The sequence below is a fragment of the Ensifer sp. CCNWLY38 genome (assembly GCF_037120565.1).
GTDB classification, from domain to species: Bacteria; Pseudomonadota; Alphaproteobacteria; order Rhizobiales; family Rhizobiaceae; genus Ensifer; species Ensifer adhaerens_H.
In genome coordinates this window covers 1-656 of record NZ_JBBBBO010000044.1, presented here as the reverse complement: position 1 = coordinate 656, position 656 = coordinate 1, and the positions used below count along the sequence as shown (strand labels likewise).

Sequence of the window (656 nt, the reverse complement as noted above, 5' to 3'; positions counted from 1 at the left end):
TTGCCGTGGCGGACGCGTTCGTCACCCTTGTGAACCATGGTGACGGCGTAATCGATGCCCATGCCGTAGGCGCCGGAATGCTCCTTCACCAGCGCGGTGACGGCATTGTAGGTTTCCTTGTGGGCCCAGTCGCGCTGCCATTCGAGCAGGACCTGCTGCCAGGTCACCGGGATGACGCCGGCCTGGACCATGCGGTCCATGGCGTATTTGTGCGCATCGGCCGAGGTGCCGCCGGAGGCGTCGGCGACCATGTAGATCTCGTAGTCCGGGACATCATGGAGAGCGGAGAGCGCGAAGGTGGTGTTGCAGACTTCGGTCCACAGCCCGGAGACGACGATTTTCTTGCGGCCGTTGGCGGCATTTTGGGCCAGCGCATCGCGGACGTTCTGATCGTCCCAGGAGTTCATCGAGGTGCGTTCGAGAATGTCGTTTTCCGGGAAGACGGCGAGCAGTTCGGGATAGGTGTGGCCGGAGAAGGACCCGGTTTCGACGGTGGTGATGGTCGTTGGAATGTTGAAGACCTTTGCCGCCTTGGCGAGACCGACGACGTTGTTCTTCAACACCTGCCGATCGATCGACTGAACGCCGAAGGCCATCTGCGGCTGCTGGTCGATGAAGATCAGCTGGCTGTTCTGGGGGGTCAGGACTTCGAGTTT

Annotated in this window: 1 protein-coding gene; it reads right to left on the bottom strand. The window is 61.3% G+C overall.

The window, feature by feature from the left end; translation table 11 throughout:
- On the bottom strand, positions 1-656 hold a 656-nt coding region (locus V7S54_RS33245), incomplete at both ends, for a hydrolase (RefSeq protein ID WP_336410030.1).